The following is a 23,093-nucleotide window of genomic DNA, read 5'->3' as shown; positions in this document are numbered from 1 at the left end:
ATGACCGACCTCTCCGGCACCGCGTCGTCCGGCACCGCGTCGTCCGGCGGGCGGCGTGCCGCGCGCGGCCCGCGCCGCGTCGACCTGACCGCGCACCACGACGGCTCGGAGCTGCACGTCCCGGCCGCGACCCCGGCGCTCGGCGACGTCGTCCCCGTGCGGGTGCGGGTCCCTGCCGGGGAGCCCGCGCCCGAGGTGCTGGTCCGGGTCGTCGAGGACGGCGAGCCGCGCGTCTACCCGGCGCGTGCCGACGGCGAGCGGGACGGGGAGCGGTGGTTCACCGCCGACGTCCCGGTCACCAACCCGGTGACGTCCTACCGGTTCCTGCTCGCCGGGGACGGCGTCGGGGGAGCGGACGGCGGCGGCCAGGCCTGGCTCAACGGCGAGGGCGTCCTCGCCCGGGACGTCCCGGACGCGTCGGACTTCCGGCTGAGCACCACCGCGCCCGGCCCGGACTGGGCGCGGGACGCCGTCGTCTACCAGGTGTTCCCCGACCGGTTCGCGCGCGGCTCGGGGCGGCACGAGGGCCTGCCCGACGGGCCGCTGCCGGACTGGGCGCTGCCCGCCGCGTGGGACGACGAGCCCATCGGCGGCGGACCCGGGACCGGCACCCAGCTCTACGGCGGCGACCTGGCGGGCATCGAGGCGCACCTCGACCACCTGCAGCACCTCGGCGTGGACACGCTGTACCTGACGCCGGTGTTCGAGGGCCGGTCGAACCACCGGTACGACGCCCGGTCGTTCGACCACGTCGACCCGCTGCTCGGCGGGGACGCGGCGTTCGCGTCGCTGGCCAGCGCCCTGCACGCCCGGGGCATGCGGCTGGTCGGGGACCTCACGACCAACCACACCGGCGACGCGCACGACTGGTTCCGCCGGGCGGTCGAGGACCCCACGGCGCCCGAGCGGGACTTCTACTACTGGCGCGACGAGCACCCCGGTTACGTCGGGTGGCTCGGTCACGCGTCGCTGCCCAAGCTCAACCACCACGCGCCCGGCCTCGCCGAGCGGCTGCTCGACGGTCCCGGGTCCGTCGTCGGCCGGTACCTCGCCGAGCCGTTCGCGATGGACGGCTGGCGGATCGACGTCGCCAACATGACGGGCCGCCAGGGCGCGGACGACCTCACCCACGACGTCGCCCGGCGTCTGCGCGCGTCCATGGCGGCGCAGTCGCCCGACGCGGTGCTGATCGCCGAGCACTTCCACGACGCGGGAGAGGACCTCCGGGCCGGTGGCTGGCACGGCACGATGAACTACGCCGCGTTCACCCGGCCGCTGTGGACCTGGCTCGTCGACCCGGCCTCCGCGGCGGGTGTCCGGTACGTCGAGGCGCCGCTGCCGGTGCCCCGCCGCCCCGGCGGTGCCGCCGTCGCCGCGATGCGGGCGTTCGGCGCGGCCGTGCCGTGGTCGGTGACCACGCACCAGTGGAACCTGCTCGGCTCCCACGACACCGCGCGGCTGCGCACCCTCGTCGGCTCGCGCGAGCGCGTCGAGGTCGGCGCCGGGCTGCTCCTCACCTACCCCGGCACGCCCGTGCTCTTCGCGGGGGACGAGGGCGGCGCCACCGGCGTCAACGGCGAGCACGCCCGCGTGCCGATGCCGTGGGCGTCGATCGCCGCAGGCGGCGGGCCCGGCTGGGACGCGGCCACCGCCGACGTCTACCGGGCGCTCATCGCCCTGCGCCGGTCGTCGCGCGCCCTGCGCGAGGGCGGGCTGCGGTGGGTGCTCGCCGAGGACGACGCGATGGTCTACCTGCGGGAGACCGCCGACGAGCGCCTGCTCGTCCTCGCCGCCCGCGGCCCCTGGTCCGGCGCGCTGCTGCCCACCACGCTGCTCGGCGCGGGCGCGACCCCGCAGAACCTCTACGGCGGCGCGGACCTCGCCGTCACGGCCGAGGGCCTGCACGTGCAGGGCGACGGCCCGACGTTCCAGGTGTGGCGCCTGGCGTGAGCCCGGCGATCGGGGGCGGGGCTCAGACGATCGTGCGGACGGGGCACCGCGCCACACCGGCGCGGGCGATCCGCGCGTCGGCCGTGACCAGGGTGGCGTCGTGCGCCTCGGCGACCGCCACGTAGGCGGCGTCGTACGCGGAGAGGTTGTCCCGCACCTGCCACATCCGGGGCAGGAGCGGCGCCGTCGCCGTCACCGCGACGGTCGCGCGCGCGAGGTCGGCGACGGCGGCATCCGCGCGCACCGGGTCGAGCTTGCCCCCGCGGAGCATCCCGCGGATCACGGAGAGCACCTCGACGTGCCAGTGCTCCGGCACGAGCCACGCGGTGTCGGCCCGCAGCACGCGGTCGGCCTCGGACGCCCGGGGGTCGCCGCCCGCGAACACGAGCGCGAACGCCGACGCGTCGGGCACGATCACGGGGCCCCGCCCGGACGCCCCTCGCGGGCGCGGTCGAGGGCGTCGAGCACGTCGTCCCCGGTGGCGGCGGAGCCGGGGCGCCGGGCGGCGATGCTGTCGAGCACCGCGAGGTTGTTCTCGAACGACGCCTCGCGGAGGACGACGTCGCGGAGGTAGGCCTGCAGGCTCTGCCCCTTCGCCCGGGCGCGTCGGGTCAGGACGTCCCGGACGTCCTCGGGGACGTCGCGGATCTGGATCGCCACCATGCACCCAGTATGCATGCAGAATGCACCACGTGCCGTGGTGATCCCCAGTGAGGGATGGGTGGGCGGATAAACTCGCAGGCGTGACCACTGAGCAGCCCGACGGCTACGTCGACGCCGACCGGGACCGCTGGGTCGCCGAGGCGCCCAAGTCGCGGGCCCGCAGCCCCTTCGAGCGCGACCGGGCCCGTCTGGTCCACTCCTCGGCTCTGCGCCGCCTCGGCGCCAAGACCCAGGTGCTCGGACCGTCCACCGACGACTTCGTCCGCACCCGCCTCACGCACACCCTCGAGGTCGCGCAGGTCGGCCGCGAGATCGGCAAGACCCTCGGCTGCGACCCCGACGTCGTCGACACCGCCTGCCTCGCCCACGACCTCGGCCACCCGCCGTTCGGGCACAACGGGGAGCGCGCGCTCGCGCACCTGTCCCGGGACATCGGCGGGTTCGAGGGCAACGCCCAGACGCTGCGGCTGCTGACCCGCCTGGAGCCCAAGGTCACCCGCGACGACGGCACCTCCGTCGGCCTCAACCTGACGCGCGCCAGCCTCGACGCCTCCGTGAAGTACCCCTGGAGCATCGGGGAGGGCCCGCTGTCCGCCAGCGGCCGCCCCACCCACAAGTTCGGCGTCTACGCCGACGACCTCCCGGTGTTCCGGTGGCTGCGCGACGACGCCCCCGTGGGGCGCAAGTGCCTCGAGGCGCAGGTCATGGACCTCGCGGACGACATCTCCTACTCCGTGCACGACGTCGAGGACGCCGTCGTGGGCGGGCGGTTCGACCTCTCCGCCCTCACGGTCCCGGACGAGCGGGCCAGCGTCGTCGAGGCCATCCACACCTGGTACGGCGACGCCCTGGACGCCGGCGCGCTCGAGGCCGCCATGGACCGGCTGGTCGCCGCCGAGCTGTGGCGCCCCGGCTTCGACGGCTCCCGCGGCGCCCTCGCGACCCTCAAGGACACCACCAGCCAGCTCATCGGCCGGTTCGCGCGCGCCGCGCAGGTCGCCACCCGCGAGCAGTACGGACCCGGCCCGCTCACCCGGTACGCCGCCGACCTCATCGTCCCCGACACCACCACCGCCGAGATCCTCGTGCTCAAGGGCCTCGCCGTCACGTACGTCATGGCGCCCCGCGAGCTCGAGCCGCTCTACCAGCGGCAGCGCGAGATCCTCGCCGACCTCGTGCACGTGCTGTCGGAGCGGGCGCCGCTCGCGCTGGAGCCGCCGTTCGCCGCCGACTGGCGCGCGGCCGAGGACGACGCCGCGCGGCTGCGGGTCGTGGTCGACCAGGTCGCGAGCCTCACCGACGTCTCAGCGGCAGCGTGGCACGCCCGGCTGGCGCCGCCGCCGCGGTACTGAGCCCGCGGGCCGTTCAGGCCAGGTCGCCCCGCTGCGTGCGCCACGCCCCCGCCGCGAGGTGGACGACGACCCACGCCGCCAGCGCCGCGAGCGCGACCCCCGGTGCGAGGCCGACCCCCAGCCCGAGGTCCGCGTCGATCGTCGTGCCACGCGAGGCGAGGCGGCTCGCGGACAGCGGCAGTGCCGCGACCACGGGCGGGACGGTCCCGGTGAGCAGGGTGCTGGCGACGACGACCACGGGCTCGACCAGCGCCGCGACGAGCACCGCGGCGACCGCCACCGTCAGGTGCCGGACGAGCAGGCCGAGCCCGACGCCGAGGACGCCGAGCAGCACCAGGACCGCGATGCCCCGGCACCACACCCCGGCGACCTCCAGCGGGGTGACCGCGAGCGCGGCCCCGGACGTCCCGGTGACCGCGAGCGCGAGCGTGCCGGCGGACAGCACCGCGAGCACGATCCCGGCGCTGCCGAGGACGACGGCGACCGCCCCGACCTTGTGGGCGACGATCCGCAGCCGGTCGGGCACCGCGAGCGCGGTCAGCGCCACGCCGCCGTGCCGGAGGTCACCCGCGGCGACGAGCACCCCGACGAGGAGCGCGCACGTCGTGGTCAGCCCGACCGACCCCGCGGTGCCGAACGGTCCGGTGCTCACCAGGTCGACCAGCGACCTCTGGTAGCCGGGGTCGGCGACGTCGAGCAGCGCCAGCACCTCGTCGAAGCGGGGGTGGTCGACGTCGGTCAGCCGCAGACCGGGATAGCGCCGGTCGAGGTCCACCACTCGGCCCAGCAGCGCTGATGCCGTGGCGGCGAGCACCAGCAGCACGCCGCCCCCGACCACGACGACGCCGACCAGCACACGCGCGGACAGCGTGGACCAGATCTTCAGCAGCTCAGCACCCACCGGACCGCCTCCCTCCGGTCAGGCCGAGGTAGGCGTCCTCCAGCGAGCGCCCGCCGGTCACCTCGGCCAGCGGACCGGCGGCGAGCAGCCGCCCGCGGTCCAGGACGACGACGTCGTCCACGGTCTGCTCGATCTCCGCGAGGACGTGCGACGCGAGCACGACGGTCGCGCCGGTGTCGACGTAGGCGCGCAGCGCCTCGCGCAACCAGTGGGTCCCCGCGGGGTCGAGGCCGTTCGCGGGCTCGTCCAGGACCAGCAGGTCCGGCTCGCCGAGCAGCGCGGTCGCGAGGGCCAGCCGCTGGCGCATCCCGAGCGAGTACGTGCGCGCCTTCCGGTCGGCCGCGTCCACGAGGCCGACGCCGAGCAGCACCTCCGCCACGCGCTCGGACGGCAGCCCCGCGGACAGGCACGCGACCCGCAGGTGGTCGCGCCCCGACCGCCCGGGGTGGATGCCGGTCACGTCGAGCGCGGCCCCCACCCGGCGCGTCGGACGGTCGAGGTCCCGGTAGCGGCGGCCGAGCACCTCGACCGACCCGGAGGTCGGCCGGGACAGGCCCAGCGCCATGCGCAGGGTGGTGGACTTGCCCGAGCCGTTCGGGCCGAGGAGGCCCGTGATGCGGTGGGGGCGGATGTCGACGGTCAGGTCGTCGACGGCGGTGACGTCGCCGAACGTCTTGGTCAGGTGGCGTGCCGTCAGGGCGGCGGGCCAGAGGTGCATGGCTCCTCCTGCGAGGTCGAGGCGGGCCGATCAGGTCGGCCGTGCCAGGTCGATGCTCGTCCGGCGCGCGGGCCGGGCGCGTCCCCCCGGAGGCACCGGGTGGTGGTGCGCTGGTCATGGGTCGGGAGGCATGGGGTAGGTGCCACGCGGCGCCGGAGGTGGTCCCGGCGACTGCCTACGCTCGCGGGCGTGCACCGACTGATGCCGCCGGGGTGCCCCGGTCCGCTCGCGGTGGCGTTCTGGGTCGGCTGGGTGCTGACCGCGGTGGCGGCGCTCCTGCGAGCGCCGCTCCCGGTGGTGACCGAGGCCGCGGTCGCCGTGCTGCTCGCCGTGCTGCTGGCCTCCTGGCGGTGGTTGCCGTGGGAGCCGACGCGCGGGTGGCGGCGGGCGCTGCCCGTGGTGTTCCTGCTCGCGACGCTGGCGTTCGGGCTGGTCGGCCCTCCGGCGACGTCGCTGCCGCTGCTGCTCGCGGCGCTCGCGAACCTGACGTTCAGCCTCGGCCGGGCGGTCGCGGTCGGCGTGGCCGTCGTCGGCCTGCTGCTCCTGCTCGCCGGCGTCCTGCGGTTCGTCCCGGAGGTCGGTGCGGCGGCGGTCGTCTCCGAGCTCGTGTCGTTCGCGGTCCTGGCGCTGTTCGCGATCGCGCTCGCCGACGCCGTGATCGCCGAGAGTGCCCGGCGCGCCGAGGCACTGGACCTGCTCGCGCAGGTCGAGGAGCTGACGCTGGCGAGCGAGCGCACGCGCATGGCCCGCGACATGCACGACTCGCTCGGTCACTCGCTCACGGCGGTCAAGCTCTCCCTCGACCTCGTCCGCCGGTGGGACGACCGCGGGGAGCCGGAGCGCGCCCGGGCGGAGGTCGCGCACGCGACGGGCACGGTGGTCGACGCGCTCGCGGACACCCGCCGGTGGGTGCGCGCGCTGCACCCCGCGGCCCTCGACGACGGGATCGGTCCACGGGCGCTCGCAGGCCTGGCGGACGCGTTCCGCGGTGCCGGGGTCGCGATCGAGCACCACGTCGTCGGCGACCCGGGGCGGGTGCCGCCGCGTGCACAGCTCGTCGTCTACCGGGTGGTCCAGGAGAGCCTGGCGAACTCCGTCCGGCACTCCCGCGCCTCGACCGTCCGGATCGACCTCGAGATCGGCGCCGAGACCGTGGCGGTCGGGGTCGCGGACGACGGCGTCGCTGTGGTGGAGGGCGACCTGACCCTGTCCGGCGGCTTCGGGCTCGCCGCGCTCGCGGACCGGGTCCGGGTGCTGGGCGGCACGTTCGCGGCGGGGCCGCGGTCTGCGGGCGGCGTGGAAGTGCGCGCCGTCCTTCCTCTGAGGCTCGACCGGAGGCCGACGTGACCCACGACCACCCTGCGGCGGGCGCCCCGGCGCCCGTGCGCGTCCTGCTCGTCGACGACCAGCCGCTCGTCCGCCGGGGCCTGCGCACCCTGCTCGACCTGGAGGACGACCTCCGCGTGGTCGCGGAGGCCGCCGACGGCGTCCAGGCGCTCGCGCTCGACGGCCTGGCGGAGGTCGACGTCGCGCTCGTGGACGCGCAGATGCCGCGCATGGACGGGGTCGAGCTGATCGGGCACCTGACGGCCCGGTTCCCGGCGCTGGTGTGCGTGGTGCTGACGACCTTCGAGGACGAGGTGGTGCTCGACGGCGCGCTGCGGGCTGGGGCGCGCGGGCACCTGCTCAAGGACGTGGAGCCGGACGAGCTCGCGCGGGCGGTCCGGCAGGCGCACGCAGGCCGGGTCGTGCTGGGGTCGATGGCGGCGCAGCTGCTCGTGCAGCGCTACCTCGCACCGCAGGAGGTGGTCGAGCCGGGGTCGCTCGACCTCGCGTCGCTCTCGGACCGGGAGCGGGTGGTGGCGCGGCAGGTCGCCCGTGGCGCGACGAACCGGGAGATCGCGCGGTCGCTGTTCATCACGGAGGGCACGGTCAAGAACCACGTGTCCGCCGTCCTGCGCAAGCTCGACGTGCGGGACCGCACGGCGCTCGCCCTCCGCCTCACCGGCACGGACGTGCCCTGAGCCCGGCCGCGCGACCTGGGGACCGACGCCGGACCACACCGGCGCGGGACCTAGGATCGTCCCCGTGGCGGGACGGATCCGGCGGGAGGACGTGCAGACGGTCCGCGAGCGCGCCCGGATCGAGGACATCGTCGGGGAGCACGTCGCGCTGAAGCCCGCGGGCGTCGGCTCGATGAAGGGCCTGTGCCCGTTCCACGACGAGAAGTCCCCGTCGTTCCACGTCCGCCCGCAGGTGGGGCTGTACCACTGCTTCGGGTGCGGCGAGGGCGGCGACGTCATCGACTTCATCCAGAAGACCGACGGTCTGCCCTTCACGGAGGCCGTCGAGTACCTGGCGGGGCGCGTGGGCGTGCAGCTGCGCTACGAGGAGGGCGGCGGCCCGCGTCCGGGCCACGAGCCCGGCAAGCGGCAGCGGCTGCTGGAGGCGCACCGCGTCGCCGAGGAGTTCTTCGCCGCGCAGCTGCTCACCGCGGAGGCCGCGACGGCCCGGGCGTTCCTCGCCGAGCGCGGGTTCGACCGCGCGGCGGCCGAGCAGTTCGGCGTGGGGTACGCCCCGCAGGGCTGGGACGCGCTGCTGCGGCACCTGCGGGGGCGGTCGTTCACCGAGGCGGAGCTCACGGCGAGCGGGTTGATGAGCCAGGGCAACCGGGGGCTGTACGACCGGTTCCGGGGGCGGCTGGTGTGGCCGATCCGCGAGGTCACGGGCGACGTCATCGGCTTCGGGGCGCGCAAGCTCTACGAGGACGACCAGGGTCCCAAGTACCTGAACACCCCGGAGACCGCGCTCTACAAGAAGTCGCAGGTGCTCTACGGCATCGACCTGGCCAAGCGCGAGATCGCGAAGAACAAGCAGGTCGTCGTCGTCGAGGGCTACACCGACGTCATGGCCATGCACCTGTCCGGCATCGGCACGGCGGTCGCGACGTGCGGCACGGCGTTCGGCGGCGACCACGCGCGGGTCGTGCGGCGGCTGATGGGCGCGTCCGGCGGCGGCGGGATCCAGCTCGCGTCGGGGGAGTCGGTCGGCGGCGAGGTGATCTTCACGTTCGACGGCGACTCCGCCGGGCAGAAGGCCGCCATGCGGGCGTTCGGCGAGGACCAGGCGTTCAGCGCGCAGACGTTCGTCGCGGTCGCCGAGGGCGGCATGGACCCGTGCGACCTGCGGCAGGCGCACGGGCCCGACGCGGTGCGCGCGCTGGTGCGGGGCCGGTCGCCGCTGTTCCAGTTCGTCATCCGCACGACGTTGGAGGGCTTCGACCTCAGCACCGCCGAGGGCCGGGTGGCCGCGCTGCGCGCCGCCGCGCCGATCCCCGGCGGCATCCGCGACACCGCGCTGCGCCCCGAGTACACCCGCATGCTCGCGGGGTGGCTCGGCATGGACATCGAGACCGTGCAGCGCGCCGTGCAGGCCGCGAGCCGCGGCAACCGCTCCGGCGGCGGCGGTCGCGGGTCGTCGCGCCCGGCCCCCACCTCGGGCGGCGGCGGCTTCGTCCCGCCCGGCCCCGAGGGCGCCTGGCGCGACAACGGTCGCGGCGGCAAGGGCGGCCGCCGGTTCCCGGAGCGGGGACGTGGCGGTGGTAACGGCGGCAACGGCGGGTTCCGCGGCAACGGCGGGGGAGAGCGGCGGTTCGACGAGCCGCCGCCCGAGTTCGACGGCCCCCCGCCGGACCTCGACGACCACGGGTCGGGCGGGTCGGTCGCGCTGCCCGCGCCCCGGATGAGCCTGCCCGACCCGCGCGACCCCGTCGCCGCGACGGAGCGCCGCGCCCTGGAGGCGGTGCTGCAGATGCCGGACGCCGTCCCGCTGGAGTTCGACGACCTCGCGGCGGACGCGTTCACCGCGCCCGCCTACCGGGCCGTGCACGCGGCGATCCGGGCCGCCGGTGGTGCGGCGACCGCGCGGCAGAAGGTCGCGTCGGCCGGTCCCGCGGGCACCGTGCAGTGGGTGGAGGCCGTCCGCGAGGAGGCCGCCGGACCGGTCGAGCCGCTCATCACGCAGCTCGCCGTCGCGCCGCTGCCGGAGGACCGCCCCGACCGCCTGCCCGGGTACGCCCGCGGGCTGGTGATGGCGCTGGTGGAGATGGAGATCACCCGGCACATCGCGGACCTGCGCGGCCGGCTGCAGCGCATGGACGGCCAGTCCGACCCGGAGGCGTACCGCACCCTCACCGTGCAGCTCATGGCCGAGGAGAACCGCAGACGGGCGCTGCGCGAGAGCGCCTGACCTTCACCCGGGTGGAGGCGGGCGACGGTCGCGCGTCCCCCTCCCGCGGAGCCACGACCTGCGGTTACGGTCCCTGCCATGGAACTGTCCGGACCCGCCCTGTACGGCGAGCCCTGCCGCGAGTGCGGCTACACCTGGGACCGCACCCCCGAGGACGCGATCCGCGCGGTCGGCGAGGTGACGACGTCGTTCGTCACCGCCCTCGCCGACGCGCCGGAGCCGCGCCGCCACCCCGACCTCGGCTGGTCGACCGCCGGGTACCTGCGGCACGTCGCCGACAACCTGGAGACCTGGGCGTACCGCCTGGACGCCGCGCGCCTCGACGGCCGCGCCGCCACCGCGGGCTACGACCCGGACGCCCTCGCCGCGGTCCAGGACTACGAGCACGCCACCGTCGGGGCGTCCCTGCTGGCGCTGCGCCGCGCGGTCCCGACCTGGTCCGACGCCGTCGAGGAGGCCCTCGCCGCGGACGTCGTCCTCGACCACGCGACCCGCGGCCCCCAGTCCGCCGCCGACGTCGCCCGGAACAACGCGCACGACGCCCTGCACCACCTGCACGACGTCCAGCGGATCCTCGCCGGCTGACCCGCCGCGCGACACGTGACGGACACGTGCGCGCACTACCCTGACCGCCATGACGACTGCGGAGGCCGCACCCGGCCAGGACCTGCCCGACGAGCGCGAGATCCTCGGCTGGGACCAGTTCGGGGAGGCGTCCCGCGACCTGGCCCGGGACGTCGTCGCCTCCGGGTTCGAGCCGGACGTCGTCGTGGCGGTCGCCCGGGGCGGGCTGCTGCCCGCCGGGGCGCTGTCCTACGCGCTCGGGCTCAAGGCCTGCGGGACGCTGAACGTCGAGTTCTACACCGGCATCGACGCGCGCCTGCCCGACCCGGTGGTGCTGCCGCCGCTGCTCGACACCGCCGCGCTCGTCGGGCGGCGGGCGCTCGTGGTGGACGACGTCGCCGACACCGGCGAGACCCTGGCGCTGGTGCAGCGCCTCGTCGCGGAGCACTGCGACGAGGCCCGCACCGCCGTGCTGTACGCGAAGCCGCACTCGATCGTCGCGCCCGACTACGTGTGGCGGCGCACGGACCGGTGGATCACGTTCCCGTGGTCCGCGCAGCCGCCGGTCACGGCCTGACCGCGCGCCCACGCCCGCGGCGTCGCTACACTCGTGCGCACAGGCACCGATCCGGCCATCACCGGGGAGCCTCCGGAAGAACAGGGCCCGCCTCGGCGGACCCCCAGTAGACCCGGACGGGTAGGCCCGTCACAGCCGTCAGCGAGTGGTCGCGAGCGACCCGGGGGACCGGGGCACGAGCGGCAAGCGGGGTGGTACCGCGGTGCTTCCCGGGTCGGTGAGACCTGGTGGGTGTCGTCCCCGTGAGGACCGCCACACGCCCGCCCCGCCCTGACCTCGGTCGCGACGGGGCACCGACCACAGGAGCGCCATCCCCATGGCCTACCCGCTGCACCGCACGCCCACCGGACGGCGTGCCGCCCCCGTCGCGCCGGGCGCCTCGTTCGGCCTGCCCGCGTCGCCGGACCTGCCCGCGCTGGAGAAGGACGTCCTCGCGTACTGGGAGTCCGACGGGACGTTCCAGGCGTCGATCGACGCGCGCGAGGCGGGCCAGGACGGCGCGAACGAGTTCGTGTTCTACGACGGCCCGCCGTTCGCGAACGGCCTGCCGCACTACGGGCACCTGCTGACGGGGTACGCGAAGGACATCGTCGGCCGGTACCAGACGCAGCGCGGGCACCGGGTGGAGCGCCGCTTCGGGTGGGACACGCACGGTCTGCCGGCGGAGCTCGAGGCGGAGCGGATCCTCGGGATCACCGACAAGTCGCAGATCGAGCAGATGGGCATCGAGGCGTTCAACGACGCCTGCCGGACGTCCGTGCTGCGGTACACCGACGAGTGGCAGCACTACGTCACGCGCCAGGCGCGCTGGGTGGACTTCGCCCGCGACTACAAGACGCTGGACCCGACGTTCATGGAGTCGGTGATCTGGGCGTTCAAGCGGCTGTACGACAAGGGCTGGGCGTACGAGGGCTACCGCGTGCTGCCGTACTGCTGGAACGACCAGACGCCGCTGTCCAACCACGAGCTGAAGATGGACGACGACGTCTACCAGGACGTGCAGGACCAGACGGTGACGGTGACGTTCCCGCTGACGGGTGCCCGCGCCGACGAGCTCGGTCTGACCGGCGTCGCGGCGCTGGCGTGGACGACGACGCCGTGGACCCTGCCCACCAACTCGGCGCTCGCGGTCGGGCCGGACGTCACGTACGTGGTCGTCCCGGCCGGTCCGCTCGGCACCTCGGCGCAGGCGGAGCAGCTGCTCCTGGCCCGCGACCTGGTCAAGGGCTACGCGAAGGACCTGGGCTACGAGTCCGCGGAGGACGCGCTGGCGGCGGTGACGCGCGAGGTGCGCGGCGCCGACCTGGCGGGTGTGCGGTACGAGCCGCTGTTCGGCTACCTGGCCGACCAGCCCGGCATGGCCGAGCACGGGTTCCAGGTGCTGCTGGCCGACTACGTCACCACCGAGGACGGCACCGGTGTCGTGCACCAGGCGCCCGCCTACGGCGAGGTCGACCAGGAGACGTGCGAGGCCGCGGGCATCCCCACGGTGCTCAGCGTCGACGAGGGCGGGAAGTTCACCGGCCTGGTGCCGGACTTCCAGGGCCTGCAGGTGTTCGAGGCGAACAAGCCGATCACGCAGCGGCTGCGCGCGGACGGCCGGCTGCTGCGCCAGGCGTCCTACGTGCACTCGTACCCGCACTGCTGGCGGTGCCGCAAGCCGCTGATCTACAAGGCCGTGTCGTCGTGGTTCGTCAAGGTCACGGCGTTCCGCGACCGCATGGTGGAGCTCAACCAGGAGATCTCCTGGGTGCCGGAGCACATCAAGGACGGGCAGTTCGGCAACTGGCTGGCGAACGCCCGCGACTGGTCGGTGTCCCGCAACCGGTACTGGGGCACCCCGATCCCGGTGTGGCAGAGCGACGACCCGGCGTACCCGCGCATCGACGTGTACGGCTCGTTCGCGGAGCTGGAGGCCGACTTCGGCCGGCTGCCGCTGAACGCCGCCGGCGAGCCGGACCTGCACCGCCCGTACATCGACGACCTGACCCGCCCGAACCCGGACGACCCGTCGGGCAAGTCCACGATGCGCCGCATCCCGGACGTCCTGGACGTGTGGTTCGACTCCGGGTCGATGCCGTACGCGCAGGTGCACTACCCGTTCGAGAACACGGACTGGTTCGAGCACCACTACCCGGGCGACTTCATCACGGAGTACATCGGGCAGACCCGCGGCTGGTTCTACGTGCTGCACGTGCTGGCGACGGCGCTGTTCGACCGCCCGGCGTTCCGCACGTCGGTGTCGCACGGCATCGTGCTGGGCTCGGACGGCCGGAAGATGAGCAAGTCGCTGCGCAACTACCCGGACGTCACCGAGGTGTTCGACCGGGACGGCTCGGACGCGATGCGCTGGTTCCTCATGGCGTCGCCGATCCTGCGCGGCGGCAACCTGGTGGTGACCGAGGAGGGCATCCGCTCCGAGGTCCGCCAGGTGCTGCTGCCGCTGTGGTCCACCTGGTACTTCTTCGCCCTGTACGCGAACGCGGGCAAGGACGGCGAGGGCGTCACCGGGCAGCGCGTCACGGCGGACACGCCGGTGTCCACCATGGACCGGTACGTGCTGGCGCGGACTCGGCGCCTGGTCGAGGACGTCACCGCGCAGCTCGACGCGTACGACGTCCCGGGCGCGTGCGAGTCGGTGCGCGTGCACCTGGACCTGCTGACCAACTGGTACGTCCGCACGCAGCGGGACCGGTTCTGGGCGGAGGGCCAGGCGGCGTTCGACACGCTGTGGACGGCGCTGGAGACGCTGACCCGCGTCACCGCGCCGCTGGCGCCGCTGCTGTCGGAGGAGGTGTGGCGCGGCCTGACGGGCGGGCGCTCGGTGCACCTCACCGACTGGCCGGTGTTCGGCGACGGGGGTGCGGACGACGTGGCCCTGGCCGCGGACGACGACCTGGTCGCCGCAGTGGACGGGGTGCGCGAGGCCGTGTCCGCCGCGCTGGCGCTGCGCAAGGCGAACTCCCTGCGCGTCCGCCAGCCGCTGCGCGAGCTGCGGGTCGCCACCCCGGCGCCCGAGGCGCTGGCCCCGTTCACGGACCTGCTGGCCGCCGAGCTCAACGTCAAGCACGTCGCGCTCAGCACGGTCGAGGAGGCCGCCGCGGGCGGCGTCGCCGTGCACCGCAACCTGGCCGTCAACGCCCGCGCGGCGGGTCCGCGCCTGGGCCGCGGCGTCCAGGCCGTGATCCGCGCCGCGAAGGCGGGGGACTGGTCCACGGACGCCGAGGGCACCGTGGTGGTCCGCACCGACGACGGCGACGTGGCCATGCAGCCGTCGGAGTACGAGCTGACGACGTCGATCAGCACCGCCGAGGGCGAGCCGCTCGCCGCGGGCGTGCTCCCGGCGGGGGGTTTCGTCGTCCTGGACCTCGCCCTGGACGACGCGCTCCGCGCGGAGGGCTACGCCCGTGACGTCGTGCGTGCTGTCCAGGACGCGCGCAAGGCAGCGGCCCTGGTCGTGTCCGACCGGATCCGCCTGACCCTCGGCGTCCCCGCCGAGCACGAGGCGGCCGTGCGGGCGCACCAGGAGTTCATCGCGACCGAGACGCTGGCGACCGAGGTCGTCGTCGCCCCGGCCGCCGAGCTCACCGTCGACGTCGAGCGGGTGCAGGCATGAGCCGCCAGACGGGCCGCAGCGGCGGCGGCGCCGACCACCTGCGCGACGAGGCCGCCGCGGCGGCGCGGCGCGCGGCGGACGAGGTGTACGCGGGCATCCTCGAGCGGGCCCCCGAGCACGACATCGACCCGACGCTGGACCGCGTCGCGGCGGTGTGCGAGCTGCTGGGCGACCCGCAGAAGGCCTACCGGGTCGTGCACCTCACCGGCACCAACGGCAAGACGTCCACGGCGCGCATGGTCGAGCGGCTGGTGCGCGAGCACGGGCTGCGCACCGGCCGGTTCACCAGCCCGCACCTGAGCCGCGTGACCGAGCGGATCGCGGTCGACGGCGAGCCGATCAGCGACGAGGCGTTCGTCGCCACCTGGGAGGACGTCGCGCCCTACGTGCACATGGTCGACGTGCGCGAGCAGGCCGAGGGCCGCCCGCGGTTGTCGTTCTTCGAGGTGTTCACCGTCATGGCGTTCGCGGCGTTCGCGGACGCCCCGGTGGACGTCGCGGTGGTCGAGGTCGGCATGGGCGGGCGCTGGGACGCGACGAACGTCGCCGACGGCGAGGTCGCGGTCATCACGCCCGTCGCGATGGACCACGAGCGGTGGCTCGGGCACACCCTGGTCGAGATCGCGGGGGAGAAGTCCGGCATCGTCAAGGACGGCGCCACCCTCGTGCTCGCGCAGCAGGAGGAGGACGCCGAGGGCGTCATCCTGCAGGCCGCCGCCGAGCGCGGCGCCCGCGTGGTCCGCGAGGGCTTCGACATCGAGGTGGTGGACCGCCGGGTCGCCGTCGGCGGCCAGCTGCTCACCCTGCGCGGCACCGGCGGCACGTACACGGACGTGTTCCTGCCGCTGCACGGCGAGCACCAGGCGCACAACGCGCTGGCGGCGCTCGCGGCCACCGAGGCGCTGATGGCGGGCGGCGGCGCGCTGCAGGCCGGGATCGTGGAGGCGGCGTTCGCGGACGTCGACTCCCCGGGCCGCCTGGAGCTCGTGCGCTCCAGCCCGACGGTGCTCGTGGACGGCGCGCACAACCCGGCGGGCGCGCAGGCGCTGGTCGACGCCGTCGAGGAGGCGTTCGCGTTCCAGCGGATCGTGGGCGTGGTCGGCGTGATGGCGGACAAGGACCCCGAGAGCATCCTCGCGGTGCTGGAGCCGTCGCTGGCCGAGGTCGTCATCACCCGGGCGTCGAACCCCCGGGCGATGGAGATCGAGGACCTGGCGGAGGTCGCCGTCGAGGTGTTCGGCGAGGACCGGGTGCACGTGCGCGAGCGCCTGGACGACGCGGTGACGCTGGCCGCCGACCTCGCGGAGCGGGACGTGGAGCGCGGCGCCGCCGTGCTGGTGACGGGGTCGATCGTCCTGGTCGCCGAGGCGCGGGTGCTCATGGGCCGCGCCTGACGGTCGGACGCCCGGGGTGCACGGACGTGCACCCCGGGCGCACGTCTGCCCCTTGACGGCCGCGACCTGCGCGGCGAGCCTGAGGGCAGGAGCGGCGACGGGGCCGCGTCCCGCCCTGGCCGAGAGGAACCACCGACGTGAAGAAGCTCATCAACGACCCGCAGTCCGTCGTCGCCGAGTCCGTCGAGGGGTTCGGCCTCGCGCACGCCGACCTCGTCGAGGTGCACCCGGCCCCGCTGATCGTCACCCGCGCGGGCGGGGCGGTCACCGGCAAGGTCGGCCTCGTCTCGGGCGGCGGCAGCGGGCACGAGCCGCTGCACGCCGGGTTCGTCGGCGACGGCATGCTCGACGCCGCGGTGCCGGGCGCGATGTTCACCTCGCCGACCCCCGACCAGATCGCCCCCGCGTTCACCGCGGCCGACGGCGGCGCGGGCGTCCTCGCGATCGTCAAGAACTACACGGGCGACGTGCTCAACTTCGAGACCGCCGCGGAGCTCGCCGACGCCGAGGGGCTCACCGTCCGCTCGGTGGTCGTGAACGACGACGTCGCGGTGGAGGACTCGCTGTACACCGCCGGGCGCCGCGGGGTCGCCGGGACGGTGGCGGTCGAGAAGATCGCCGGTGCCGCCGCGGCCCGTGGCGACGACCTGGACGGCGTGGTCGCGGTGGCCGAGAAGGTGATCGCGAACGTCCGGTCCATGGGCGTCGCGCTCACCGCCTGCACGGTGCCGCACGCGGGCAAGCCGTCGTTCGACCTGCCCGAGGACGAGATCGAGATCGGCATCGGCATCCACGGGGAGCCCGGCCGGCGCCGCATCCCGCTGGCCCCGGCCGACGAGATCACCGAGCTGCTGCTCACCCCCGTGGCCGAGGACCTGGGCCTGACCTCGGGCGAGCAGGTGCTGCTGCTCGTCAACGGCATGGGCGGCACGCCGCTGTCCGAGCTCTACGTCGTCTATCGTCAGGCACGCAGGCTGCTCGAGGGCCGCGGGGTCGAGGTGACCCGGTCGCTCGTGGGCAACTATGTGACATCACTGGAGATGCAGGGCGCCTCGGTCACTGTCCTCCGGTTGGACGACGAGCTCACCGCGCTCTGGGACGCGCCGGTGCGCACGGCCGCGCTGCACTGGTAGCAGGCCCGTCGCCCGGCCGGGCGCGTGGCCGTCGGCTCGACGGCGGAGGTGGGAACGCACGTGACGGGAACCTTGGGTGCGGCGTGGGCGGTGGCCTGGACGCGCCGGACGGCGCAGGTCGTGGTCGAGCACCGGGAGGAGCTCATCGAGCTCGACCGGCAGATCGGCGACGGCGACCACGGCGAGAACCTCGCCCGGGGCTTCACGGCCGTGCTCGCCAAGCTCGACGCGCTGGACGCCGAGCCGGAGGACGTCGGCGCGGTGCTCAAGCTCGTCGCGACGACGCTGATGTCCACGGTGGGCGGCGCGGCCGGTCCGCTGTACGGCACCGCGTACCTGCGGGCGGCGAAGGTCACGGCGCTGCCTGCCCTGGACAGCGCGGCGGTGGTCGCGCTGCTGGAGGCCGGTCTGGAGGGCATCGTCGTGCGCGGCAAGGCGAACCCGGGGGAGAAGACCATGGTCGACGCGTGGACCCCGGCGGTCGAGGCCGCCGTCGCCGCCGCCGACGCGGGGGCGTCCCCGGCGGGCGTGCTCGCCGCGGCCGCCGAGGCGGCGCGCGGCGGGGCCGAGGCGACGACGCCGCTGGTCGCGACGAAGGGTCGCGCGTCCTACCTCGGTGAGCGCTCGGCGGGGCACCAGGACCCGGGCGCGACGTCCACGGCGCTGATCCTCGACGCCGCGGCGACGACGGCGGCGGAGGCGGCGGCATGACCCGCCCGGTCGCCCTGGTGCTGGTGTCGCACTCGGCGCGGCTGGCCGAGGGTGCCCGGGAGCTCGCGGCGCAGATGGCGCCGGACGTGCTGATCCTCGCCGCGGGTGGCGACGGCGGGGGCGGGCTCGGCACGAGCTTCGACCTGGTCGAGTCCGCGCTCGTCGAGGCGACGGCCGAGGGTCGGTCGGCCGTGGTGCTCACCGACCTCGGCTCGGCCGTGCTGACCACCGAGTCGGTGGTGGAGATGCTGGACGAGGACGTCGCCGCGCGCGTGCACCTCGCGGACGCGCCGTTCGTGGAGGCGGCCGTCGCGGCCGGGGTCACGGCGGCGGGCGGTGCGCCGGTGGGCGAGGTGCTCGGCGCGGCGGTGGCCGCCGGGGCGGGCTTCCCGCACACCGGCGCGGCCGACACGGCTCCTGCCGGAGAGCCGGAGATCCCCACCCCGCACGTGGCCGGCGACCAGGCGGCGGTGATCACCGCGCAGGTCGTGGTGCGCAACCCGATGGGACTGCACGCCCGTCCGGCGGCGGTGCTGGCCCGGATGATGGCGGGCTTCGACGCGCAGGTGCAGGTGGACGGCGTGAACGCCGCGAGCGTGCTGGAGCTCATGCAGCTCGGCGCGACGCAGGGCCGCACGCTCGAGGTCAGCGCGTCGGGGCCGCAGGCCCGGGTCGCGGTGGACGCGTTCGTCGGCGCGGTGGAGGAGGGCTTCGGCGAGGTGTGACGGCGGTCGCGGTCCGGTTGCCTGGCACAACCTTGCAGAGCGTGCAATGATGCATGCCATGCAAGAAGTCGTCGAGCCCGAGGGGCTGCGCGCACGCAAGAAGCGGGCGCGCCTGGAGGCGTTCGTCGACGCGACCCACCGGCTGGCGGGGGAGCACGGGCTGGAGAACGTCACGGTCGAGGCCATCTGCGCCGAGGTCGGCGTCTCCGTCCGCACGTTCTTCAACTACTTCGACGCGAAGGACGACGCCGTGCTCGGCCTCGCCCACTGGCGGCTCGACACCGCCGCGTCCGAGGAGTTCGCCACGGGCGGGCCCACCGGCGACCTGCTGCCCGACATGCAGGTCCTCGTCGGGGCCGTCCTCGACAACCCGCCGCTCGGCAAGGAGCGCATGGCCCGCGGGTTCGAGGTCGCCAAGGCGCACCCCGACCTGCTCCTGCGCGCGTACACCCACGTGCAGGGCCTGCACGACGAGGTCGAGTCCCTGGTCCGGCGCCGCCTCGGCCCGGACCGCGACGACGCCGCCGTCCTGATGGTCGGCGCGCTGCTCATCCTGCTGTCCCACGCGGCCTTCCACCGCTGGGACGCCACCGGCGGCGAGGGCGACGTGCGCGCCCAGCTGCCCTCCGTCGTCGGGGAGCTCCAGGCCCTCCTCGGCGCGCGCCCCGGCCCCGCCTGAGACCCACCCCGCACCCATCCCGCACGGCGTGCCCCCGCGCGCCGCGCCACCCCCTGAACCCCGCCGACGACGGCGCCGCCCCGGCCGTGCCGTCGCGGTGCCGCTCCCGGCCGACCCCCGAGGACGGAACTATGGCGACCACCGCCCCCTCCGCCGCACCGGACAAGCCGCTGGTCGAGCTCAACCAGCGCACCGTGTGGCTCATCTTCGGCGCGCTGCTGGCCAGCATGCTGCTGTCGTCGCTCGACCAGTCGATCGTCGGCACCGCGATGCCGACCATCGTCGGCGAGCTGAACGGCGTCGAGCACCAGGGCTGGGTCGTGACGATCTACATCCTGGCCATCGCGATCGTCATGCCCCTGTACGGCAAGTTCGGCGACCTGTGGGGGCGGCGCTGGCCGTTCCTCGTCGCCATCAGCCTGTTCACCATCGCCTCGGCCGGTGCCGGGTTCGCGCAGTCCTTCGGCGAGCTCGTCGCCTGGCGCGGCGTCCAGGGCCTCGGCGGCGGCGGTCTGATCATCCTGTCGCAGGCGATCATCGCCGACATCGTGCCCGCCAAGGAGCGCGGCAAGTACATGGGCCCGATGGGCGCGATGTTCGGTGTCGCCGCCGTCGCGGGCCCGCTGCTCGGCGGCCTGTTCACCGACCACGCCGACTGGCGCTGGTGCTTCTGGATCAACATCCCCGTCGGCATCGCGGCGTTCATCACCGCGTGGTTCACGCTCAAGCTGCCCAGCCACCGCTCCGGGCGCCGGCTCGACGTCGCGGGCATCGTCCTGCTGACCGTCGCCACCTCGGGCCTGGTGCTCGTCACCTCCTGGACCTCCGTGTCCGGCGAGAGCGGCTACGACTGGTCCGACGGCCGCCTGCTCGGCCTGCTGGTCGCCACGCTCGTCGCCGCCGTCGCGTTCGTGCTGGTGGAGCTGCGCGCCCAGGAGCCGATCCTGCCGCTGCGCCTGTTCAAGAACCCCACGTTCACGCTCGCCACCGCCGTCGGCCTCGTCATCGGCATGGGCATGTTCGCCTCGCTGGCGTTCCTGCCGACGTTCCTGCAGATGTCCACCGGCTCCGGCGTCACCGAGTCCGGCCTGCTCATGCTGCCGATGACCGTCGGCGTCATGCTCACCGCCATCGGCTCGGGCATCGCGATCACGAAGACCGGTCGGTACAAGGCCTTCCCGATCACCGGCATGGCCATCGCGACCCTCGGGCTGGCATGGCTGACGACGCTCACCGGCGACATGTCGATGGTGCTGTTCGGCGTGATGATCTTCGTGCTCGGTGCCGGGCTCGGCCTCGTGATGCAGACGATCGTGCTCGCCGTGCAGAACTCCGTCGACCCGCACGAGCTCGGCACCGCCACGAGCGCGAACAACTTCTTCCGCGAGATCGGCGCGGCCGTCGGGACGGCGCTGTTCAGCACGATCTTCACCAGCCGGCTGTCCGAGCGGCTGGAGGCGGTGTTCGCCGGAGCGCCCGCGGCCGACGGGGCGGCGGTCGACCCGACCGGCTCCGCCGAGTCGCTGACGCCCGCGATCGTGTCCCAGCTGCCCGAGCAGCTGCACGACGGTGTGGTGAACGCCTACGCCGACGCGCTCGCCCCGGCGTTCTGGTACCTGGTGCCGCTCCTCGCCCTGGGCTTCGTGCTCACGCTGTTCCTGCGCGAGGTGAAGCTCTCCGACGTCGCCGGCATGGTGGCGCGCGGCGAGGCCACCGCGGGTGGCGGCGCGGGCACGCCGGCGACGGTCGGCGCCCCCGCGGCGACGTCCTCCGCGGCGACCACCGCGGACCCCGGTCCCGGCGCCGGGCACGGCGAGCGCCCCGGGTCGGGCTCGACCCCGGACCGCGGGTAGCCTCGACGCACCATGAGCATGCACGCCGCCCGGCCCCCGCGCGAGAAGCGCCCCGCCAAGCCCCAGTTCACCTCGATGATCCTGGTCCTCGAGGGCGTGCTGGTGCTGTTCGCGGGCCTGACGGCGTACGGCCTGCGCTCGGCCCCGGCACCGGCCATCTGGTCGGTGGCGGGGTCGGCGTTCGTCGTCCTCGTGCTGCTGTCCCGGCTGGTCACGAAGCCGGGCGGCTACGTCGCGGGGTCGGTGGCGCAGCTCGCGGTCATCGCGTGCGGCGTGATCATCCCGCTGATGTACGCGCTCGGCGTCCTGTTCGCGGCGCTGTGGTTCGTCTCGCTGCGCCTCGGCGCGCGGGTCGACGCGGAGCGCGCCGAGTTCGACGCGCTGTACCCGGACCAGACGCCGTACGGCGGGCTGCCGGACCGCGCGCTGCCGGACCGGTCGCGCGCGGACGACCCGCGCGAGCCGCCCGCCGCCGGTTAGGGTCCTGGCATGAGCGACATCCAGCGCACCCTGGTCCTGGTCAAGCCCGACGGCGTCAGCCGCGGCCTCTCCGGCGAGGTCCTCCGCCGCATCGAGGCCAAGGGGTACACCCTGGTGGCCGTCGAGCTCCGTACCGCCGACGACGCCCTGCTGCAGCAGCACTACGCCGAGCACGAGGGCAAGCCGTTCTTCCAGCCGCTCGTGGACTTCATGAAGTCCGGCCCCGTGCTGGCCGTGGTCGCCGAGGGGCACCGCGTCATCGAGGGCTTCCGCTCCCTGGCGGGCACCACCGACCCGACGGTCGCGGCGCCCGGCACCATCCGCGGCGACCTGGGCCGCGACTGGGGCCTCAAGGTCACCCAGAACCTCGTGCACGGCTCGGACAGCGAGGACTCCGCGGCCCGTGAGATCGCCCTCTGGTTCCCCTCCCTGGCGCGCTGACCCCGCGAGGTCGAGGGTTCGCGGCGAGGTCGAGGGTCTCCAGCCCGCAGATCGCCGCAAACCCTCGACCTCGTCGCACCCCGCACTAAGGTGACGGCGTGCACCTGAAGACGCTCACCCTGCGCGGGTTCAAGTCGTTCGCCTCGGCGACGACGCTGAACCTCGAGCCCGGGGTGACCTGCGTCGTCGGGCCGAACGGCTCCGGCAAGTCCAACGTCGTGGACGCCCTCGCCTGGGTGATGGGCGAGCAGGGCGCCAAGTCGCTGCGCGGCGGCAAGATGGAGGACGTCATCTTCGCCGGCACCTCCGGCCGCCCGCCCCTGGGCCGCGCCGAGGTGGCCCTGACCATCGACAACACCGACGGCGCCCTGCCGATCGAGTACACCGAGGTCACGATCTCGCGGACGCTGTTCCGCAACGGCGGCTCCGAGTACGCCATCAACGGGCGCGCCTGCCGGCTGCTGGACATCCAGGACCTGCTGTCCGACTCCGGCCTCGGCCGCGAGATGCACGTCATCGTCGGGCAGGGGCAGCTCGACGCGGTCCTGCGGGCCACGCCCGAGGAGCGTCGGGGCTTCATCGAGGAGGCTGCGGGCGTCCTGAAGCACCGCAAGCGCAAGGAGAAGGCGCTCCGCAAGCTCGACGCGATGCAGGCCAACCTCACGCGCCTCACCGACCTCACGGGCGAGCTGCGCCGCCAGCTCGGACCGCTGGGGCGGCAGGCCGAGGTCGCGCGCCGCGCGCAGACGGTGCAGGCCGACGTCCGGGACGCCCGGGCGCGGCTGCTCGCCGACGACCTGGCCCAGCTCACCTCCACGCTGGAGCAGGAGGTCGCGGACGACACGGCGCTGAAGGCGCGCAAGGCCGAGGCCGAGGCCGCCCTCGACGCCGCCCGGCTGCGGCTGGCCGCCCTGGAGCGCGAGGCCGCCGAGGCGGCACCGGCGCTGGGGGAGGCCGCGGAGGTCTGGTACCGGCTGTCGTCGCTGCGCGAGCGGCTGCACGGCACCGCGTCGCTCGCGGCGGACCGCGCGCGGCTGCTCGGCACGGCGGCACCGGAGCGCACGGGCGGGCAGGACCCGGCGGACCTG

The 23,093-nt window shown here is 74.8% G+C and carries 21 protein-coding genes; 17 read left to right on the top strand and 4 right to left on the bottom strand.

Annotated elements, in window-relative coordinates; translation table 11 throughout:
- Entirely contained in the window at nt 1-1,950 is a 1,950-nt protein-coding gene (locus EBM89_RS03675; RefSeq protein ID WP_122148110.1) for a glycoside hydrolase family 13 protein, read from the top strand.
- Between the two features lie 22 nt (nt 1,951-1,972).
- On the opposite strand, the gene EBM89_RS03670 is transcribed toward EBM89_RS03675, so the two are convergent.
- Together EBM89_RS03670 and EBM89_RS03665 are read right to left on the bottom strand one after the other, a co-directional pair.
- The gene (locus EBM89_RS03670) at nt 1,973-2,368 is read right to left on the bottom strand and encodes a type II toxin-antitoxin system VapC family toxin (protein ID WP_122148109.1); all 396 of its coding nucleotides are present in this window, start codon (nt 2,366-2,368) and stop codon (nt 1,973-1,975) included.
- Nucleotides 2,365-2,613 (bottom strand): FitA-like ribbon-helix-helix domain-containing protein, encoded by a 249-nt coding sequence (locus tag EBM89_RS03665; protein ID WP_122148108.1) that lies wholly within the window; start codon nt 2,611-2,613, stop codon nt 2,365-2,367. Before EBM89_RS03665 ends, EBM89_RS03670 begins: the two co-directional genes overlap by 4 nt.
- 80 nt (nt 2,614-2,693) lie before the next feature.
- Between EBM89_RS03665 and EBM89_RS03660 the strand changes: the two genes are divergently transcribed.
- Entirely contained in the window at nt 2,694-3,965 is a 1,272-nt protein-coding gene (locus EBM89_RS03660; RefSeq protein WP_122148107.1) for a deoxyguanosinetriphosphate triphosphohydrolase, read from the top strand.
- Nucleotides 3,966-3,978: 13 nt separating this feature from the next.
- On the opposite strand, the gene EBM89_RS03655 is transcribed toward EBM89_RS03660, so the two are convergent.
- Together EBM89_RS03655 and EBM89_RS03650 are read right to left on the bottom strand one after the other, a co-directional pair.
- Complete coding sequence (locus tag EBM89_RS03655; RefSeq protein ID WP_122148106.1) at nt 3,979-4,866, bottom strand: hypothetical protein; 888 nt, start codon at nt 4,864-4,866, stop codon at nt 3,979-3,981.
- Nucleotides 4,856-5,584: an ABC transporter ATP-binding protein gene (locus tag EBM89_RS03650; protein WP_122148105.1), complete on the bottom strand. Its 729-nt coding sequence runs from the start codon at nt 5,582-5,584 to the stop codon at nt 4,856-4,858. Before EBM89_RS03650 ends, EBM89_RS03655 begins: the two co-directional genes overlap by 11 nt.
- 189 nt (nt 5,585-5,773) lie before the next feature.
- On the opposite strand from EBM89_RS03650, the gene EBM89_RS03645 reads away from it, so the two are divergent.
- The 15 genes from EBM89_RS03645 to EBM89_RS03575 all read left to right on the top strand — a co-directional run.
- Nucleotides 5,774-6,931 (top strand): sensor histidine kinase, encoded by a 1,158-nt coding sequence (locus tag EBM89_RS03645; protein WP_122148104.1) that lies wholly within the window; start codon nt 5,774-5,776, stop codon nt 6,929-6,931.
- A complete protein-coding gene (locus tag EBM89_RS03640) occupies nt 6,928-7,608 on the top strand; it encodes a response regulator (protein WP_199731963.1) in 681 nt (226 codons plus the stop codon). The genes EBM89_RS03645 and EBM89_RS03640 overlap by 4 nt, the downstream gene beginning before the upstream one ends.
- Before the next feature lie 64 nt (nt 7,609-7,672).
- Complete coding sequence (dnaG, locus tag EBM89_RS03635) at nt 7,673-9,832, top strand: DNA primase (protein WP_122148103.1); 2,160 nt, start codon at nt 7,673-7,675, stop codon at nt 9,830-9,832.
- Between the two features lie 78 nt (nt 9,833-9,910).
- Nucleotides 9,911-10,417 carry a DinB family protein gene (locus EBM89_RS03630; protein ID WP_122148102.1) on the top strand — a complete coding sequence of 169 codons (507 nt, stop codon included), beginning with the start codon at nt 9,911-9,913 and terminating at the stop codon, nt 10,415-10,417.
- Nucleotides 10,418-10,466: 49 nt separating this feature from the next.
- Nucleotides 10,467-10,973 (top strand): phosphoribosyltransferase, encoded by a 507-nt coding sequence (locus EBM89_RS03625; protein WP_122148101.1) that lies wholly within the window; start codon nt 10,467-10,469, stop codon nt 10,971-10,973.
- 316 nt (nt 10,974-11,289) lie between these two features.
- Nucleotides 11,290-14,589, top strand: coding sequence for an isoleucine--tRNA ligase (ileS, locus tag EBM89_RS03620; protein ID WP_122148100.1), 3,300 nt, complete (start codon nt 11,290-11,292; stop codon nt 14,587-14,589).
- A complete protein-coding gene (locus EBM89_RS03615) occupies nt 14,586-15,983 on the top strand; it encodes a bifunctional folylpolyglutamate synthase/dihydrofolate synthase (protein ID WP_122148099.1) in 1,398 nt (465 codons plus the stop codon). Before ileS ends, EBM89_RS03615 begins: the two co-directional genes overlap by 4 nt.
- A gap of 137 nt (nt 15,984-16,120) precedes the next feature.
- Entirely contained in the window at nt 16,121-17,116 is a 996-nt protein-coding gene (gene dhaK / locus EBM89_RS03610; RefSeq protein ID WP_122148098.1) for a dihydroxyacetone kinase subunit DhaK, read from the top strand.
- Nucleotides 17,117-17,176: 60 nt separating this feature from the next.
- Nucleotides 17,177-17,827: a dihydroxyacetone kinase subunit DhaL gene (gene dhaL / locus EBM89_RS03605; RefSeq protein WP_122148126.1), complete on the top strand. Its 651-nt coding sequence runs from the start codon at nt 17,177-17,179 to the stop codon at nt 17,825-17,827.
- Nucleotides 17,824-18,552, top strand: a complete 729-nt coding sequence (gene dhaM / locus EBM89_RS03600; protein WP_122148097.1) for a dihydroxyacetone kinase phosphoryl donor subunit DhaM — start codon at nt 17,824-17,826, stop codon at nt 18,550-18,552. Before dhaL ends, dhaM begins: the two co-directional genes overlap by 4 nt.
- Before the next feature lie 58 nt (nt 18,553-18,610).
- Complete coding sequence (locus EBM89_RS03595) at nt 18,611-19,231, top strand: TetR/AcrR family transcriptional regulator (protein WP_158609469.1); 621 nt, start codon at nt 18,611-18,613, stop codon at nt 19,229-19,231.
- 131 nt (nt 19,232-19,362) lie between these two features.
- On the top strand, nt 19,363-21,084 hold the full coding sequence (locus EBM89_RS03590; protein ID WP_122148095.1) for an MDR family MFS transporter: 1,722 nt from the start codon (nt 19,363-19,365) through the stop codon (nt 21,082-21,084).
- A 12-nt stretch (nt 21,085-21,096) separates the two neighbouring features.
- Complete coding sequence (locus EBM89_RS03585; protein WP_122148094.1) at nt 21,097-21,564, top strand: DUF4233 domain-containing protein; 468 nt, start codon at nt 21,097-21,099, stop codon at nt 21,562-21,564.
- Nucleotides 21,565-21,573: 9 nt separating this feature from the next.
- Nucleotides 21,574-22,005 (top strand): nucleoside-diphosphate kinase, encoded by a 432-nt coding sequence (gene ndk / locus EBM89_RS03580; protein WP_122148093.1) that lies wholly within the window; start codon nt 21,574-21,576, stop codon nt 22,003-22,005.
- Nucleotides 22,006-22,103: 98 nt separating this feature from the next.
- A partial coding sequence (locus tag EBM89_RS03575) for a chromosome segregation SMC family protein (protein WP_147463435.1) occupies nt 22,104-23,093 on the top strand: 990 nt, incomplete at its 3' end.

Source organism: Cellulomonas triticagri (assembly GCF_003696205.1).
In the GTDB taxonomy this organism is placed as follows: domain Bacteria; phylum Actinomycetota; class Actinomycetes; order Actinomycetales; family Cellulomonadaceae; genus Cellulomonas; species Cellulomonas triticagri.
This window is presented reverse-complemented; position numbering and strand designations above follow the sequence as displayed.